We start from the raw sequence: 14,854 nt of genomic DNA, 5'->3' as shown, positions 1-14,854 counted from the left end.
GACTTTTCCGGCGACCAGCGGGGGCGGACGGCTCGGGCTCGGCGGACGGCTCGCGAGTCGTCGGGGGCCCGGAGATGCGTGCGGTGCCGGACTCCGGTACGGCCCCGGGGACCGCTGTCTCCGGGACAGTGGCCTTGGCGGCCGTCGCGGCCGTCGCGGCCGTCGCGGCCGTCGCGGCCGTCGCGGCCGTCGCGGCCGTCGCGGCCGTCGCGGCCGTCGCGGGCGCCGCGGCCGTCGCGGGCGCTGCCCCCAGCCGTACGGTCCCCGCGTCGTCGGCGAACTCCCGCAGCCCAGCCGTGCCCTGGGCCGCGGCCGCACCGGCCTCGGCCTGCGGTACCGGCCAGCCCTCGGCCACCGCCTCCAGCACCGCTCCGGCCTCCTTCGCGCCGGGCCGCTGCTCCGGGTCCTTCACCAGCAGCCGTGCGATCAGCGGGCCGAGCGGTCCCGCCTGCCGGGGCTCGGGCGGTTCGGAGGCGATGACCGCGGCGAGGGTGGACTCGACCGTCGTACGCCGGAACGGGGAGACCCCCTCCACCGCCGCGTACAACAGCACACCCAGCGACCACAGGTCGGAGGCGGGCCCGGCGCCCCGGCCCGACATCCGCTCGGGCGCGACGAACTCCAGGGAGCCGACGAACTCGCCGCTGACGGTCAGGGATTCCTCGCCCTGGACATGGGCGATGCCGAAGTCGGTGAGGACGACACGGCCGTGCGCGCCGAGGAGGACGTTGGCCGGCTTGACGTCCCGGTGCACGATGCCGACGGCGTGTGCCGCGTCCAGGGCACCGAGGACGGCGAGGCCGATACGGGCGGCTTCGGCAGCCTCGACCGGGCCGCGCCGGAGGACTTCGTGCAGGGACTCGCCGCGGATCAACTCCATGACGATCCAGGGGAGTCCGTCCTCCTCGACCACGACGTCATGGATGGAGACGGCGGCCGGGTGGTCGACGCGGGCGGCGGCGCGGGCCTCGCGGTGGAGGCGGTGGGCGGCCCGCCGGCGGTGCTCGTCCTCCGGGTCTCCGGGCAGCCGCGGCTGCTTGACGGCGACGTCCCGCTCCACGAGTTCGTCGTACGCCTGCCAGACGGTGCCCATCCCGCCGGAGCCGATGCGCTCGGCCAGCCGGTAGCGCCCGCCGAGCAGCCGACCTTCGCGCGTCCGTTCGCCGCCTGCACTCATGCCTCATGAGTACCGTGCGGAACGGGGAGTTGTCGACGCGGGGCCCGCGCTACGGCGTCCAGCGGCCGAAGGCGAGCGCGTCACCCCGTCGCCGCACCTCCACGACACCCGATCCGCCGAAGTGCGCCGGGATCAGCAACTCGCCCTCGTCCACGGCCTGTTCGAGCACCCGGCGGCGGCTGGTGGCCGCCTGCCCGGGGTCCAGGCAGAAGCAGCTGCTGCACTCGGGGTGCAGGATCTGGACCGGGCTGTGCAGCAAGTCACCGACGAACACGGCCCGTTCACCGCGTGAGGCGACGCGCAGGACGGACGAGCCCGGGGTGTGGCCGGGCGCGGACTCCAGAGTGAGGTGCTCGTCGATGCGGTGCTCGCCGTCCCACAGCACGGCCTGCCCGGACTTGTGCACGGGCGCGATGCTGTCCTCGTGGATCAGTCGGTCGTCCGGGCGTACGCCGCCGCCGTATCCGCCGTCCGGACCGAAGTGGTGGTCGTCGGCGGCCGGGAGGAGGTAAGTGGCATTAGGGAAGGTGGGAACCCAACTGCCCTCCACCTCATGGGTGTTCCAGCCTACGTGGTCGCCGTGGATGTGGGTGTTGACGACGACGTCGACGTCCTCCGGCCGCACTCCGGCCCGCGCCAGGCGTTCCGGGAAGTCGCCCTGCCGCTGATGGAAGAGGGCGTTGCCGGGCCGCTCGCGGCCGTTGCCCACCCCCGTGTCGACCAGGACGGTCCGGCCGCTGCTGCGGACCACCCAGGTCTGCAGCGCGACCACGGCCCGGTCGCCGCCGGGCTCCCAGTGGTCCGGGACGAGCGCCTGTCGGTTGTCCCGCCACACCTCGGGGCCGACGCCCGGAACGAGGTCCCGGGTCGGTGCGTAGGGCGCCCGCCACTCGACGACCCGGAACACCTCGACGTCGCCGATCACGAAACCCCGCACGTCACCCTGCACGTCGCTCTGCACGCCATCCAGCACATCACTCCGCATGTCACTCCGCGCGTTTTCATCAGCCATGCCAGGAACTCTAGAAGCGCTGCTGTGAGCATTCCAATGCCTGTCTGCCTCATTCGGATACGCTTGCGCCTCATGGACGTGGTGAGTGACGCGATCTCCGCCGTACGCATCGGACAGCCCTCCTCGAACCGGCTGCGGGTCGGCGGCACCTGGTGCACGCGGTTCGCGCCGTACGAGGGCGCGGGGTTCCACGTGGTCCTCGCGGGTGGCTGTTGGCTGCTGCCCGACGAGGGCGGTGAGCCGGTGACGCTGGGCGCGGGAGACGTCGTACTGCTGCCACACGGGGCGGGGCATGTGCTGGCGGACGGGCCGAGCGATACGGCGCGGGCCGTGCCGTTCGAGGAGATGAGGCGGCCGGAGGGGGCGCCGGGCGGGCGTGAGGTGGAGTTGCTGTGCGGCAAGTACCGGCTGGACCGCAGCCGCGTGCATCCGCTGTTGGCGGAGCTGCCGCAGGTCGTCCATCTGCCGAACCGGGTCGGCTCCCATCCCGAACTGCGCGCCGCCGTGGACCTGCTGGCCCGCGAGCTCGACGAGCGCCGCCCGGGTTCCTGCCTGGCGCTGCCGAGCCTGCTCGACCTGCTGCTGATCTACATGGTGCGGGCGTGGACGACGGAGGCGGACACGGCGACGGGTGCCTGGCCGGCCGTGCTCGGCGACCCGGTGACCACGGCAGCCCTCCGGGCCCTGCACTCGGACCCGGCCGCCCCGTGGACGAACGACCGCCTGGCCGCGGAGGCGGGCGTCTCCCGTGCCACGCTGGCCCGCCGGTTCACCGCACTGGTCGGCCGCCCACCGATGGCGTATCTGACCTGGTGGCGGCTGACCCGCACGGCCGCACTCCTGCGCGACACCGATGCCCCGCTGGCCTCGGTCGCCCGTACGGCGGGCTACAGCAGCCCGTACGCCCTGTCGCACGCGTTCAGCAGGGAGTTCGGGGTGACGCCGGGGAGGTACCGGGCGACGGTGCGGCGCTGACGGTGGGTCAGAGCCTGTCGAGGTCCAGGTTCGCGATCGTGGCCTGCGCCACCTCGCGTCCGCGCGCGGTGAAGTCACCCTTGCCGGGGTAGCTCACGATCAGCTTGTACAGGTCGCCGGCCGAGGACTTGTAGTAGAAGATCCGTACTTCGCGCGGGAGCGGGTGCTGGCTGTCGTCGCTCTTGTAGACGACCGTGTTCTCGGCGGACGGCTTGTTCCGGTACGTCGTCAGCCTGGTCTTGGTGTTCGGGCCGGCGGGCATGTTGAGCTCGTACGCGCCGCTCTGCTTGAACGTGCCGTCGTCGTCGTACATCTGGGCGGCGGCGGAGTCCTTGATGGCGCCGCCGGTGTCCTCGGACTTCTTCACCAGGCTCAGGGTGATCCCGATCGCACCGCTCAGGTCGCTGTACGTGACCCAGTGGCCCTTGTCGGTCTTCCGGTCGGGCACCGCCCGCTGGTAGCCGCCCGGCACCGCCAGCGTCGCGGCCACATCGTTCTCGTGGTGCGTCTTCCAGCCGTCCGGCAGCGGCCCCGCGAAGGGGTTCACGATCAGCAGGTACGCCGCCACCACCGCCGACAGGACGCCCGCGCCGGCCCCGAGCCACACCTTGCGCCCGAACCGGACCCCCCGGGTGACGATCTGCCCGGACTGCGTGGGCTGCGTGGGCGCCGCGACCGGCGGGTTCACGGTCTGTTCCAGCAGCGCCCGGACCTGCCCGGCGCCCGGACGTCTCGCCGGATCCTTCTGCAGCAGGCCCGTGATCAGCTCGGCCAGCGGTCCCGACGCCGAGGCGGGCGGTGCCGGGGTGGCGTTGAGGACCGACTGGAGCGTGGCCGGCGTGTTGCTGCGGCGGAACGGGGAGACGCCCTCCGTGGCCGCGTAGAGGACGACACCGAGGGACCAGAGGTCGGAGGCCGGCCCTGGGCGCTGGCCCAGCACCCGTTCCGGGGCGATGAACTCGGGCGAGCCGACGAAGCCGCCCGTGTCCGTCAGGCTGGTCTCGCCCTCGATCCGGGCGATGCCGAAGTCGGTCAGGACCACGCGGTCGTGCCGGCCGAGGAGGACGTTGTCGGGCTTGACGTCGCGGTGCAGGATGCCCGCGGCGTGCGCGGCCTCCAGCGCGCCCAGCACCTCCAGGCCGATCCTGGCGGCCTCGCGCGCGTCCAGCGTGCCCTCCTGCAGCGCGCTGCCGAGCGAACGGCCCTGCACCAGCTCCATCACGATCCACGGCCGGTCGTCGACGACCGCCACATCGTGGACGTTGACCACCGCCGGGTGGTCGAGACGGGCCGCGGCGCGGGCCTCGCGGCGCATCCGCTCGTAGACGTTGGCGCGTTCACGTTCGGGAAGGTGGTCCGGTACACGGGGTTCCTTGACGGCGACCTCACGGTCGACGGTCTCGTCCTTGGCGCGCCACACCGTACCCATGCCACCGTGGCCGAGCTTGGCCAGCAGCCGGTAGCGGCCCGCGACGAGACGCCCGGCGCCGGGCTCCGACTGCCGAGGTCTGGGAGGTTGCAGAACAAAACTCGTCGTGTCGTCGGACTCGTGGCCGACTCCCCCGCTGGTGCTCATGGACCATCCATATCGCGCCAGACGCTCATGCATCCAGCGTTGGCGCGTTCCGGTCACAGACCCGTGACCTGTCCCCCCGGGAATCCGCGGCCCGTCGCGTCACCGGGCCGCGAACGTGTCCACCGCGACGTCGAAGTACTCCTTCGCCTCTCGCACCTTGCCGACCGGCGCCGACACCCACACGTCGTACACCCGGCCGCCCTCCTCCCAGCACAGGTCGTACGTGTGCCGGGGGCCCTCGGCCGTGCTGAAGCCGTTCCAGGTGAACTCCCAGAGGGCGCCCGGGTGTCCGTGCTGGGTGGCCGGGACGACCCGGCCGTCGTGGTAGCCGGGGTTGGTGTCGGGGCCCTTGGCGGCGGCGCGCCGCATCACCGCGAGCGGGCCGCCCGGTTCGGGGTCGCCGGCCTTGATGCCGAGCCGGAAGGTCTCCCCCGACGACAGGTAGAAGACACGCTCGCCCTGCGGTTCACGGGTGAAGTCCTCCGGTACGGCGAGGGAGAAGCCCGCCGGGTCGTCGGCCACGCGATAGCCGGAGGGGGCGGAGGGGCGGTCCGCCGTCGCCGGGGGCGGGGAGGTGGGCGACGGGCTCGGCGTACCGGTCCTGTGCGACGGCGAACGCGACGGCGACGGCGACGCGCTCGCCGAAGTCCCGGGCGCCGAACTCGTCGGCGTACCGCCGCGCCCCTCACCGTCCCGGTTCATGAGCAGCGCCGCCGCCGACACGCCCGCCCCGGCCATCGCGGCGACCAGCAGCGCGGCCACCAGCACGCCCCGGGTGGAGTGCCTGGTCTCCACCGTGGTCGACGGCGAAGGCGGCGGCGTGGGCAGCGGCGCGGGCGGGCGGGGGACGTCCCGTTCGGTCGGGGTGTAGCCGGGGGGCAGGGCCGGGGTGCGGCCGGTGTCGCGGTAGGCGCGCAGCATCCGCTCGGCCTGCGCCGCGTCCAGCCGGCGGTCGGGATCGCGCTCCAGCAGGCCCAGCACGACGGGCAGGAGCGGTTCGGCCTGTGCGGGCGGCCGTATCTCGTCGAACACGACCGCGTGCAGGATGCCGCCGAGCGAGTCGCGCCGGAAGGGCGATTCGCCGCTCAGCACGGTGCACAGCAGCGCGCCCAGCGACCACAGGTCGGACTCGGGGCCGGTCCTCGCCCCGGACATCCGCTCCGGCGCGGTGTACTCGGGTGAGCCGACGAAGGAGCCGGTCTCGGTGAGTGTGGTGGCGCCCGCGACCTGGGCGATGCCGAAGTCGGTGAGGACGACCCGGTCCGTGCCGGACTCCAGCAGGACGTTGGCGGGCTTGATGTCGCGGTGCAGGACCCCGGCCTCGTGCGCCGTGCGCAGCGCGCTGAGCAGGCCGGCGCCGATCCGGGCGGCCTCGCCGGGGGCGATCGGCCCGCGCTGGGAGATGCGGTCGGCGAGGGAGCCGCCGTCGATCAACTCCATGACGATGTACGGGCGTTCGTCGTGCTCGACGACATCGTGGACAACGATGATGTGCGGGTGGCGCAACTGTGCGACCGCCCGCGCCTCGCGCAGGGTGCGGTCGCGCTGCCGCCTGGACTCCTCGGCGGAGAGCGTCTCGTCGAGGTCGAGGGCGAGTTCCTTGACCGCCACCTGCCTGCCGAGCAGTTCGTCGGTCGCCCGCCACACCACGCCCATGCCACCGCGCCCGAGTCTCGCCTCAAGCCGGTAACGGCCCGCTATGACACGGACGCCTTCCCCCTCGGTCCCCATGCGCCCCATCATGCCGCACCGGACGGACCTGCTCCGGGGCGGCGACCGGCCAACCCCCGTCCGGCCCAACGGCTAGGGGGAGGTGCTCTCCTGCCAGCCCTGAAGGACCCACTTGAACTGCTTGCTCGTCCTGGCCCAGTCGGCTGCGGGCGACGAGATGTAGATCGCGTACTCGGTACCGTCGCCGGACATGTACGTCTCCTCGACGGCACGGCGCGGACCGGGGAAGGGAACCCCCGCCTGGTTCGCCTGCGCGGTCCAGGTGTACTCCCAGACGGAGCCGGGGCGGTCGCGGTAGATGTTCTGCTCCAGCCGCACCCGACGGTAGTCGACGAAACGCTGCTTGAGCGTCTGCTCCAGGTTCACCTGGTGGGAGTAGGCGTCCTTGAAGTCCGGCGAGGTGTCCTTGGCGATGCGGACGAAGTGCTTGCCGTTGTCGGGTGTGTAGTCGACCTGCCTGAGCTCGCCGGGTACACCGACGACCTTCCGGGTCCAGCCCTTGGGCAGGTAGAGGCTGAAGCCCCAGGGGTCGTCATAACGCTGCCACGCGGCAGGAACGGTTCCGTTCGCACCCGGACTGGGCGTGGGCGTCGGGCTCTGCGTCGTGGACGTACCGGCTGTGCCGCTCGGCGTTCCCCTGCCCCCCGACTGGAGCGCCACGGCCGCGCCCGCGCCGACGATCGCCGCGAGGGCGACCGCGAGGACGACGGCGCGCAGACGGCGACGTTTCGGCGCGGTGCCGGTGGTCGTCCGGTGCTCCGGGCCCATCCCGGTCGGTCCGATCGACGTCGGCCCGGTCATCGGCGGGTACGGCGTGGCGGAGCCCGTCTGCGGCCCTGTGCGGGAGCCGGTGTGCGGCCCCGAACCTGTGGTTCCGGTCTCGTAGCGGGAGCCCGTGTGCTGCGTCGGCACATAGGCCTGCGCCGCGTTCGACCGCCGTCCCTCCGCCGCCTCGGCGAGCATCTGCTCGGCCTCGGCGGCGGACGGCCGGGCGTCGGGGTCCTTGTGCAGCAGCGCGGCCATGACGGGCCCGAGCGGACCGGCGTTCTGCGGATCGGCGGCGTTCTCCTCCACGACCGCCTGCATGGTGGACAGCGGTGAGGTGCGGCGGAACGGAGACCTGCCCTCCACCGCCGTGTACAGCGTGGCGCCGAGCGCCCACAGGTCGGAGGCGGGGCCCGGGTCGTGGCCGCGGACCCGCTCGGGGGCGAGGTAGTCGACGGAGCCGACGACCTCACCGGTGCGGGTGATCGTCGTATCGCCCTCGATCTGGGCGATGCCGAAGTCGGTGAGCAGGACGCGGCCGTCGTGGCCGATGAGGACGTTGCCCGGCTTCACGTCGCGGTGCAGCACTCCGGCGGCGTGGGCGGCGCGCAGCGCGCGCAGCACCCACAGTCCGATCCGCGCGGCCTCGGCGGACTCGACCCGCCCCTGCTCCTTGACCGCGTCGGCCAGCGAGTACCCCTCGACGAGCTCCATCACGATCCACGGGCGGCCGTCGTGTTCGAGCACGTCGTGCACGGTGACCACGGCGGAGTGGTTGATGCGCGCGGCGGCGCGCGCCTCCGCCCGGGTGCGCGCGAGCAGCCGCTCCTGTTCGCTCTCGGACACGTAGAGCGCGGCGGTCAACTCCTTGATCGCGACGGCCCGGTGCAGCACCTCGTCGTGTGCGCGCCACACGCGGCCCATGCCGCCGCTGCCGATCGAGTCGGCGAGCCGGTAGCGGCCCGCGACAAGCTGGCCCTGCATCTGATTCACGTTGCCCCGCAATGCTCTTGACAGGGTCAGACTAAGGACCGGCCCGTAAACAGGGAACAACGGGGGTCCCAAGGAGACCGCACTGTGACGGTTGTCGCTTCGGTGCGCAAGGCGCAACCGAACGGCCCTTCACGGGCCCTTCACAGGAGGAATCAGCCGGTCACCTGATACGTGGCCGACGCCTGCTCGTACAGCCTCGTCACCTCGTCCCGCTGCGACTCGGGTCCGCGCACCTGCACGATGTGGTACCGCCCGTCGATGAGCATCGCGAGGTTGCGCACATACAGGTCGTTCCCGCTGCCGTCGGTCCAGGTGAACTGCCCCTCTGCCATGGTCCGTGTCCCCACCGTCACGGTGCGCAGCCCGGTCGCGGTGGCCCAGCTGGAGCTGCGGTACGGCTGCAACTCGTGCTCCGTGTCCCGCTGGTACGCCATCGGGTCGCTGCCGTAGGTGACCGCGCCGTCGCGTCCCTTCACGACGATGAGCTGGAAGTCGCCGTGCGAGTACACCACCTGGTTCCAGCTGTTCTTTCCGGCCCGGGACCAGCCCTTGGCCACGGCGATCCGGAAGCCCTCCGGGTCCTTTCGCAGCGTGAAACCGTCGGCGACGACGGGGCCGGTGGTCTGGCTCTCGGTCGCACCGGCCGAATTCGAGGGGCTGTCCTCGGGCTTGGGCGAGGTCTGGTCGGGACGCGGCCGGCTACCGGCCCCCCTGTCCGACTGCTCGGGAGCGGGGCTGACCTCCCCCGCACTGCCGGTACGGTCGCTGCCCGCCGCGCCCTTGTCCCCGGCCTTCGGCATGAAGAGCAGGGCATACGCGACCGCGGCGGCCAGCAGAAGCAGGATCAGCAGAAGCAGGGTGCGGCCGAGTCTGCGTGGCGAACCCGCCTGCTCCTTGGCCCGCTTGTGCCGCCCGTGCGCACTGGTCGCGGGCAGTCCGGCGCGCCGCCTGCGCACCAGCTCGCCCCGCCGCCGTACGACGGGCAGCCGGCTGGCGTCGGCGGGCGGCGCCGCTATGACGTGCGCGCCGGCGTCGGGCTCGGGCGCGGACCGCACGAGCGACCGCAGCCAGCCCCTGAGCTCCTCGAAGTCCAGCCGCTCGGTCGGGTCCTGACGCAGCAGTGACTCCACGACCGGCCTCAGCGGCCCGCACTCCTCCGCGAAGGCGGGCGGCTCGGCACACACCATCTGCACCAGCTCGGCCGTCGACTCCTCCGGATAGGGCGCATGCCCCTGTACGGCCCTGAAGAGCAGCGCGCCGAGCGCCCACAGGTCGGTCGCGGGTCCGATGGGCGGCGCCAGCTGCCAGTTCTCGTGCACGGGCCCGGCCTGCTCCGGCGCCCACCGCTCCGTCACGGGCCCCACCACGGCCATCCGCGCCTGGCGGGCCCGCTCGGCGGCCAGCGGGGTGGCGGGACCGCGCGGCGCGGGCGGGCCGGCCACGAGGTCGTCCCAGCGGCTGGGGGGCGTGGCGCCGGGCGGGAGCGGGGCGGGAGGGTGGGAGCCGGGTGTCGGAACGCCCGTCGGGGGAGCCTTGTCGAGGCGGGGTGCCGGAACGCCGGACGCTGCCGGGGCACCTGCGCCGGGCTGCCCCGGGTGGGTGCCGCCGTTGCCGTAGGGGCCCGCGCCGGTATGCGGGCCGCCGTCGCCCGGCGGGAGCGCCGTACGACCGCCCTGACTGGCAAGGCCGGTTGCTTCACCGCCCTCGACGGCCGGTGCCCCACCGACTCCGCTGCGCGGTGCGGCCCCGTGCCAGGCGGTGGCGCTCGTGCCGTACGGGTCGGCAATCTGCCCCGGTGCCGCGGTGGTGCGGGGCGAGGCCTCGACGCCGTCGCCGGAAGTCTGGGCCTGCGCCGAGCCGTTGGCCTGCGGGGCCGGGCCGCCGTCCGGCGCGGAACGGGCACCGGGCAGCGCCGCCCGCCCGCTCTGCTGCGCCTCCTGAACCCTGGCCGCTGCCCGGGCGCCCGCCCGGTACGCGGCGATCGCCCCGGCCCGGGCGGCCCGGATGTCCCCACCGCTCTCCAGGGCCCTGGGCGCGAGCGCGCCGGACGCCCCCGCCCCGTTCGCCGTGTCCGGCCCGGCGCTCGGCAGGCCTCCGGCCGTACGCGCCCGGATGGCGGCACGCCGAGCGGCCTCGGGGTCGGCGCCCCCGGGAGCGCCTTGGGCACCCTGGAGTCCAGGGGGACTGTGGACGCTCTGCGCCCCCTGGCCGCCCGGCAGACCCGGCCCACCAGTGGAACCGCCCGCGGGTCCGAACCCGCCGTTCCCGCCGGTCTCCGGAGCCGGCACCGGGTCGTACCCGCACAGCGCCTCCTCCGCCGCCCCGACCGCGAGGCCGGTCAGCATCACCCGGCCGTCGTCGCAGACCAGCACCGTACGGGCCGTGACGTTGCGGTGCACCCAGCCATGGGCGTGCAGCACCCGCAGTGCCATGAGGACGTCGGAGGCCACCTCGGCCGCCCGATAGGGCGTGAGCGGCTTCTCGGCGAGCAGCGCCGCGAGCGGCCGCGCCGCCACCAACTCGCTGACGATCCACAGCGAACCGCCCTCGGCGAACACGTCGAAGACCTGGTCGAGCCGCGGATGGTCGGGGATCTGCGCCGCGGCCTGCGCGGCCTCGACCGCACGCCGTACCGCCGGATCGGTGGGCCGCCGCACTCCGGGGCGCGCCGCGGACCGCCCGGCCGCCCGCGCCCGCGGGTCACGGGCCGTGAAACCGTCCGGCAGCCCCTCCGCGTCGAGCACCTCCGCCTCGACGACCTCCGGCAACGGCACCTGCCTGACCAGGACTTCCTGGCCGCTGTAGGTGTCGAAGGCGCGGGTTTCGGTGAGTTCGTACTCGTCGGCGGGTGGCAGCGGCAGGCGGTAGCGGTCGGCAAGAACCCGTCCCGCATAGTCGTCCACGTTGCCTCCCCCGGCCGCCCGGTTGGTCAATTCCGTTCGCCTTGCGCCCCGTTCCGAACCCATACCTGGATGCGTACGGTCCGCAAACACTCACGATACGTGCCGGAGGCAATTCGCAATGAGGGGATGCCAGATCTCACGGCTCAAACGCGGGCCGGCTCACTTCACGACTTGGGTTCGAACGTGTTCGCGAGCGTCTTCCAGGTGTCCTTACGGAGGCCGCTGTCCCAGTCCGCGGCTTTCGCCGTGTACATCAGCGCATATCCGAGATGGCCGTTGACGACGAACCCCCGGTCGACCGTCCGGTACTCCGTCCCGCTCTCCACATAGGTGAACTCCCAGTCGGCCGTGTTCCAGCCGCGGTAGTCCACCTGCTCTATCCGGATCTTCTGGTACTGCGAGCGCGTCATATAGCGCTCCTGGTTCTTCCAGTCGGTCACCGGGTCGCCCTTGGGCGTGGACGTCCACGCGACCAGCAGCTTCTGCCCGTCGGGCCCGGTGAACCGGTCCCCGGCGGAACTCGCCGACTGGTACGCCCAGCCCTTGGGCAGCCCGATCGAGTACCCCTGGCTCCCCTTGTACGTCGTCTGCACGGCTCCGTCGCCCCCGGACGAGCCGCCCGCTCCCGCCCCGCTGCCGCCGGACGCGGTCGGACTGTTGCTGGGAGTGCTTCCGCCCTTCGACGCCGACGCGGACGAGTCGCTCCCGTCCGCACGGGTGCCGCCGCTCGTGTCCTCCTTGGTGTGAGCACTGGCGGACACGCCGGCCGCGGCCTTCCCTCCGCTGTTCTTGCCGCCGTTCGAACTCTTGCCGTGGCCCCCGCCGAGCACGATGGCCAGCACGGTCCCGACCACGGCGAGCACGACCACCACCGCGATGATCACCAGCGTCCGCTTGGGCACCACGTCGGTGAGCGGCGCCCTGGGCACGGGCCGCGGCGGCAGATCCGGCGGCGGCACGACCGGCCACCCCGAACTGCGCCCACCGGCCTGCGTATTCGCCCCTTGGGCCGCGCTCCCCCGGTCCCCGGAAACGGCGCCTGCCGGCGAGGCCGAGGCACCCGCGGAACCCGAAGCGGCCGAAGAACCCGAAGCCGCCGCCGAGCCGGCACCGGCGGAGGAGACGGAAGGCGCCTCGGCCCCCGCAGCTGCCGCCGAACCCGAGGACCGCGCCGGAGCCGACGGCGCCGAGGCCGACCGCGGAGCCGGAGGCACCGCAGGCAGCGGAGTCGTCGGAGCAAGAGGAGGGGGAGGAACGGGAGGTCCAGGAGGAGCGGGAGATGCCGACGGCGCCGAAGAACCGGCCGCGTCCGACGCCCCGCCCCCGGCCGCCCCGGCGGACTTGGTGTCACCGGACGCCGAACCCGCCGTACCGCTGCCCGACTTGCCACGGGTCGCGGCCGCCGAACCGGCCGCCGCCCCCGCCGCCACGGCGGCCTTCCGCACGGAACGCAGCGCCCCGCGCAGCTTGTCCGCCGCCTCCTCGCCCCGCTTGCCGCCTGACCCGCCCGGACTCCCCTTGCTCTTGGGCGCATCGGGCTGCACCGGCAACGGCACGACCCTCGTCGCGTCCGACGGCGGCTCCGGCTCGGCCTCCTTCGGCTCGGGCGCGTGGATCACACGGTTGAGCATCGCCCGCGCGCCCGCGTCGTCGAGCCGCTTGGCGGGATCCTTGGTCAGCAGCCCGTAGATGACGTCCTTCAGCGGCCCCGCGTTCTTGGGCTCCTCCATCGGCTCGGTCATCACCGCGGTGAGGGTGGCGATCGCGGAACCCTTGTCGTACGGCGGTACCCCCTCGACCGCCGCGTACAGCAGTCCGCCGAGCGACCACAGGTCGGCCGCGGGGCCCGGCTTGTGCCCGCGGGCCCGCTCCGGGGAGATGTAGGAGGGCGCGCCGACGAGCATGCCGGTCGACGTGATGGACGGGTCGCCCTCGACCTGGGCGATACCGAAGTCGGTCAGCACGACCCGCTCGGTGTCGGACTCCAGCAGGACGTTCGACGGCTTCACGTCACGGTGCAGGATGCCCTCGCGGTGCGCCGAGCGCAGCACGTCGAGGATCGCCAGCCCGACCTCGGCCGCGCGCCTGGGCTCCAGGAGGCCGTCCTCCCGGATGACCTCGGCGAGCGACTTGCCCTCGACGAGCTCCATCACGATCCACGGCCGGTCGTCCTCTTCGACCACGTCGAAGACCGTCACCGCGCTGTTGTTGCGGATCCGCGCGATCGCCTTGGCCTCGCGCAGCGTCCGCGTGATCAGCCGGCGTTTCTCGTCCTCGTCGATGTTCGACGGGAACCGCAGTTCCTTGACGGCGACCGTCCGGCCCAGCGTCTCGTCCTCGGCCCGCCACACCGTGCCCATGCCGCCGCGGCCGAGCACCCTCCCCAGCCGGTAACGCCCGGCGAGAAGACGCTCGCTGTTGTCCTGACGAGTGTCCTGACGGGATGTCCCCGCCCGCTCCGCCTCCGACATGCGTCCCCTCATGCAACCCGCCCTGACAGAGCCTCCATTGTCCCTCACCCGACAAGTGCCCGACGCCCAGGGTGCCTGTGGCACCGTACGAGGAGCCTGTGTACCCGGGGCCCCGCCGGACCATGCGCTGCACCACCCTGCATGATGGGCCGCTACAAGGGAGGACCTTGCGATGCCGCCGCTCCGGACGCTACTGGCCGTGCCTGTGTCGCTTGCGCTCCTCGCCCTGTCCCCGACCGCCTCCTCGGCCCCCGCGGCACCGGCCACGGACACACTCCTCCCCATGCTGGTCACCCGGGGCAGGGCTCCCGCCGCGGCCCTCCTGGCCCGCGAGCAGTCCGGCACCCGCTACGCCCAGGCCGGCCGCGGCATCGCCCGCGCCGACCACTTCCGCGCCGGCAGCATCACGAAGACCTTCGTCGCGACGGTCGTCCTGCAACTCGCGGCGGAACACCGGCTGTCCCTGTCCGACACCGTCGAGCAGCATCTGCCCGGCCTGGTGCGCGGAGCCGGCAACGACGGCCGCGCGATGACCCTGCGCGCCCTGCTCACCCACACCAGCGGCCTGAACGACTTCACCACGGAGACCGGAGGCGCCGTTCCCCTCTCCCCTCTTCAGGCCGTACGCATAGCACTCACCCACCCCCCGGCCGCCCCCGGCCGCTACTCCTACTCAAGCACCAACTACGTGCTGCTCGGCATGGTCGTCCAGCAGGTCACCGGCCGCTCGTACGCCACCGAGGCCGAGCGCCGCATCATCGCTCCGCTGGGTCTGACGGGCACCTCCTTCCCCGGCTCCCGTACCTCTCTGCCCTCCCCGCACGGCCGTGCCTACGCCACCGACGGAACCGACGTCACCGAACTCGACCCGCGGGTGGCCGGGGCCGCGGGTGAGCTGGTGACCACGCTCGCCGACCTGGACCGCTTCTACGCGGCCCTGCTGGGCGGCGAGCTCCTGCCCTCGCGCTGGCTGCGCGAGATGCGCGACACCCGTACCGCACACGGCTTGTACGGCATGGGCCTGTTTCCCGAGAAGTTGCCGTGCGGTATCACGGTGTGGGGACACAACGGACGCATCAGCGGCAGCTACGTGCGCACCGCAGCCACCATCGACGGCCGGCGTGTCCTCACCTTCCGCGTGAACACGACGGCGATCGCAGATCCCGACCTCGAACCGGCCCTGCTCGCCGCCGAGTTCTGCCCTCGCATTCCATAGAACGGCCGGGTTCCGAACGAAGATCCCGGTTCGCG

9 protein-coding genes are annotated in these 14,854 nt (G+C 73.1%); 2 read left to right on the top strand and 7 right to left on the bottom strand.

What is annotated here, in order from left to right; all coding sequences use genetic code 11:
- Together LJ657_RS22150 and LJ657_RS22145 are read right to left on the bottom strand one after the other, a co-directional pair.
- A partial coding sequence (locus tag LJ657_RS22150; protein WP_232650477.1) for a serine/threonine-protein kinase occupies positions 1-1,177 on the bottom strand: 1,177 nt, incomplete at its 3' end.
- A 49-nt stretch (positions 1,178-1,226) separates the two neighbouring features.
- Positions 1,227-2,162 (bottom strand): MBL fold metallo-hydrolase, encoded by a 936-nt coding sequence (locus tag LJ657_RS22145; protein ID WP_232650493.1) that lies wholly within the window; start codon positions 2,160-2,162, stop codon positions 1,227-1,229.
- Between the two features lie 99 nt (positions 2,163-2,261).
- Here LJ657_RS22145 and LJ657_RS22140 point away from each other — a divergent pair, with 99 nt between their 5' ends.
- Positions 2,262-3,164 carry an AraC family transcriptional regulator gene (locus LJ657_RS22140; protein ID WP_232650476.1) on the top strand — a complete coding sequence of 301 codons (903 nt, stop codon included), beginning with the start codon at positions 2,262-2,264 and terminating at the stop codon, positions 3,162-3,164.
- Between the two features lie 7 nt (positions 3,165-3,171).
- Here LJ657_RS22140 and LJ657_RS22135 read toward each other — a convergent pair whose 3' ends face one another.
- The 5 genes from LJ657_RS22135 to LJ657_RS22115 form a co-directional block, all read right to left on the bottom strand.
- Positions 3,172-4,740: a serine/threonine-protein kinase gene (locus tag LJ657_RS22135; RefSeq protein ID WP_232650475.1), complete on the bottom strand. Its 1,569-nt coding sequence runs from the start codon at positions 4,738-4,740 to the stop codon at positions 3,172-3,174.
- Between the two features lie 99 nt (positions 4,741-4,839).
- Positions 4,840-6,471 (bottom strand): protein kinase domain-containing protein, encoded by a 1,632-nt coding sequence (locus tag LJ657_RS22130; protein WP_232650474.1) that lies wholly within the window; start codon positions 6,469-6,471, stop codon positions 4,840-4,842.
- Between the two features lie 72 nt (positions 6,472-6,543).
- On the bottom strand, positions 6,544-8,220 hold the full coding sequence (locus LJ657_RS22125; RefSeq protein ID WP_232650473.1) for a serine/threonine-protein kinase: 1,677 nt from the start codon (positions 8,218-8,220) through the stop codon (positions 6,544-6,546).
- Between the two features lie 161 nt (positions 8,221-8,381).
- The gene (locus LJ657_RS22120; protein WP_232650472.1) at positions 8,382-11,132 is read right to left on the bottom strand and encodes a serine/threonine kinase C-terminal domain-containing protein; all 2,751 of its coding nucleotides are present in this window, start codon (positions 11,130-11,132) and stop codon (positions 8,382-8,384) included.
- Between the two features lie 164 nt (positions 11,133-11,296).
- Positions 11,297-13,603: a serine/threonine-protein kinase gene (locus LJ657_RS22115; protein ID WP_232650492.1), complete on the bottom strand. Its 2,307-nt coding sequence runs from the start codon at positions 13,601-13,603 to the stop codon at positions 11,297-11,299.
- Between the two features lie 172 nt (positions 13,604-13,775).
- Between LJ657_RS22115 and LJ657_RS22110 the strand changes: the two genes are divergently transcribed.
- Positions 13,776-14,819, top strand: a complete 1,044-nt coding sequence (locus tag LJ657_RS22110; RefSeq protein ID WP_232650471.1) for a serine hydrolase domain-containing protein — start codon at positions 13,776-13,778, stop codon at positions 14,817-14,819.
- Positions 14,820-14,854 lie beyond the last annotated feature (35 nt).

This window comes from Streptomyces guryensis (assembly GCF_021261325.1).
Lineage (GTDB): Bacteria > Actinomycetota > Actinomycetes > Streptomycetales > Streptomycetaceae > Streptomyces > Streptomyces guryensis.
The sequence above is the reverse complement of the archived record's forward strand: the minus strand, read 5'-3'. Positions and strand labels throughout refer to the sequence as shown.

What these genes read in the sequence shown, in the direction of transcription:
- LJ657_RS22130 (WP_232650474.1), bottom strand. Translation starts at nt 6,471, where the DNA reads ATGGGGACCGAGGGGGAAGGCGTCCGTGTCATAGCGGGCCGTTACCGG.
- LJ657_RS22140 (WP_232650476.1), top strand. Translation starts at nt 2,262, where the DNA reads ATGGACGTGGTGAGTGACGCGATCTCCGCCGTACGCATCGGACAGCCC.
- LJ657_RS22115 (WP_232650492.1), bottom strand. Translation starts at nt 13,603, where the DNA reads ATGTCGGAGGCGGAGCGGGCGGGGACATCCCGTCAGGACACTCGTCAG.
- LJ657_RS22135 (WP_232650475.1), bottom strand. Translation starts at nt 4,740, where the DNA reads ATGAGCACCAGCGGGGGAGTCGGCCACGAGTCCGACGACACGACGAGT.
- LJ657_RS22145 (WP_232650493.1), bottom strand. Translation starts at nt 2,162, where the DNA reads ATGCGGAGTGATGTGCTGGATGGCGTGCAGAGCGACGTGCAGGGTGAC.
- LJ657_RS22125 (WP_232650473.1), bottom strand. Translation starts at nt 8,220, where the DNA reads ATGCAGGGCCAGCTTGTCGCGGGCCGCTACCGGCTCGCCGACTCGATC.
- LJ657_RS22110 (WP_232650471.1), top strand. Translation starts at nt 13,776, where the DNA reads ATGCCGCCGCTCCGGACGCTACTGGCCGTGCCTGTGTCGCTTGCGCTC.